2 protein-coding genes are annotated in these 2,027 nt (G+C 67.2%); both read right to left on the reverse strand.

The window, feature by feature from the left end; translation table 11 throughout:
- Positions 1–1,250 (reverse strand): class II fumarate hydratase (locus AC2VOP_RS09800; RefSeq protein ID WP_486960772.1); only part of this gene is annotated, 1,250 nt, incomplete at its 3' end.
- 27 nt (positions 1,251–1,277) lie between these two features.
- The coding region (locus AC2VOP_RS09805) for a class II fructose-bisphosphatase family protein (RefSeq protein WP_486960773.1) at positions 1,278–2,027 on the reverse strand (750 nt) is incomplete at its 5' end.

A 2,027-nucleotide genomic window follows, 5' to 3' on the forward strand; every position in this document is an offset into this window, starting at 1 on the left:
GCTTCCTCGTAACCGATCGCGGAGTTCAGCGGCGTCACGATCGACGGACTGGATTCGGCCAGCTCGCGCAGATGCTCGACGTTGGCGGTCAGCCCGGCCACACACCGCTGCGCGAACAGCCGAGACACGTTGGCCAGCAACGTGAACGACTCCAGCAGATTGCGGGCCATCATCGGGATGTAGACGTTGAGCTCGAACGCGCCGCCCGCACCCCCCCAAGCGATCGCCGCGTCGTTGCCCACCACCTGTGCGGCGACCTGGGTGACAGCTTCGGGCAGCACCGGATTCACCTTGCCCGGCATGATCGAACTGCCCGGCTGCAGGTCCGGCAGGTGAATCTCGGCAAGGCCGGTCAGCGGGCCAGACCCCATCCAGCGGACGTCGTTGGCGATCTTGGTCAACGACACCGCGATCGTGCGCAGCGCACCGGACGCCTCCACCAGCCCGTCCCGGGCAGCCTGAGCTTCGAAATGATTTCTGGCAACCCGTAATTCGGCTAGCCCGGTCCGGGTGACCAGTGCCTCGACCACGCGCGCGTCGAAGCCGTCGGGGGCGTTGAGGCCGGTGCCCACAGCCGTGCCTCCGATCGCCAGCTCACCGAGCCTGGGAAGGCACCCTTGCACTCTTTCGATGCCGGCTTCGACCTGGCGGGCATACCCGGAGAACTCCTGGCCCAGCGTCACCGGGACGGCATCCATCAGATGCGTTCGCCCGGACTTGACCACCGTGCGCCACTCGCGAGCCTTTGCAAGCAGCCCGGCGTGCAACTCCTGCAGCGCCGGAATCAGGTGGCGCACTGCGGCTTCGGTGGCCGCGATGTGGGTGGCGGTAGGGAAGGTGTCGTTGGACGACTGCGACATGTTGACGTCGTCGTTGGGATGCACCGTGACGCTGGCCGCCGCGGCGATGGAGGCGATCACCTCGTTGGTGTTCATGTTCGAGCTGGTGCCCGAGCCGGTCTGGAACACGTCGATGGGGAACTGGTCGTCGTGGCGGCCGTTGGCGATCTCGGCGGCTGCGGCGATGATCGCGTCAGCCTTCTCCGGCGACAGCAACCCCAGATCTTTGTTCACCTGCGCGCAGGCGCCCTTCAACAGTCCCAGGGCCCGGATCTGGGGGCGTTCCAGACCACGCCCGGAGATCGGAAAGTTCTCCACCGCGCGCTGGGTCTGCGCGCGCCACAACGCTTTCGCCGGTACCCGGACCTCGCCCATGGTGTCGTGTTCGATGCGGTACTCGGATTCGGTCATGTGTGGCGGTCCTCGCTGTCGGGGTCGCTACGGCAACGGGTAGGCGGCGGCGGAGTCGCCGGTGAAGTCGACCGCCGAATACTCGTTGAGCTTCGACAACCGGTGATAGGCCTCGACCATGCGCACGGTGCCGGACTTGGACCGCATCACGATCGACTGGGTGGTGCAGCCGCCGGGGTAGTAGCGCACCCCCTTGAGCAGGTCACCGTCGGTGACTCCGGTGGCGCAGAAGAACACGTTCGCCCCGGACACCAGATGCTCGGTGGTCAGCACCTCGTCCACGTCGTAACCGGCGTCGAGGGCTTTTCGCCGCTCGGCTTCGTCTTTGGGGGCGAGCTGGGCCTGGATCTCGCCGCCCATGCAGCGGATCGCCGCCGCGGCGATGATGCCCTCCGGCGTGCCGCCGATACCGGCCAGCATGTCGGTGCCCGAATCGGGCCGGCATGCCGAGATCGCCCCCGCGACGTCGCCGTCGGTGATCAGCCGGATCCGCGCCCCGGTGGCGCGCACTTCGTGGATCAGCTGGGCGTGGCGTGGCCGGTCCAAGATGCACACCGTCATGTCGCGCACCGACAGGTTCTTGACTTTGGCGACCGCGCGGATGTTGTCGGCGATGGGTGCGGTGATGTCGAGCACGTGGCCGGCGTCGGGCCCCACCGCGATCTTGTTCATGTAGAACACCGCCGACGGGTCGAACATCGTCCCGCGATCGGCCACCGCCAGCACCGAGATGGCGTTGGGCATGCCTTTGCTCATCAGCGTGGTGCCGTCGATGGG

This window comes from Mycobacterium sp. TH-M106 (genome assembly GCF_057473765.1).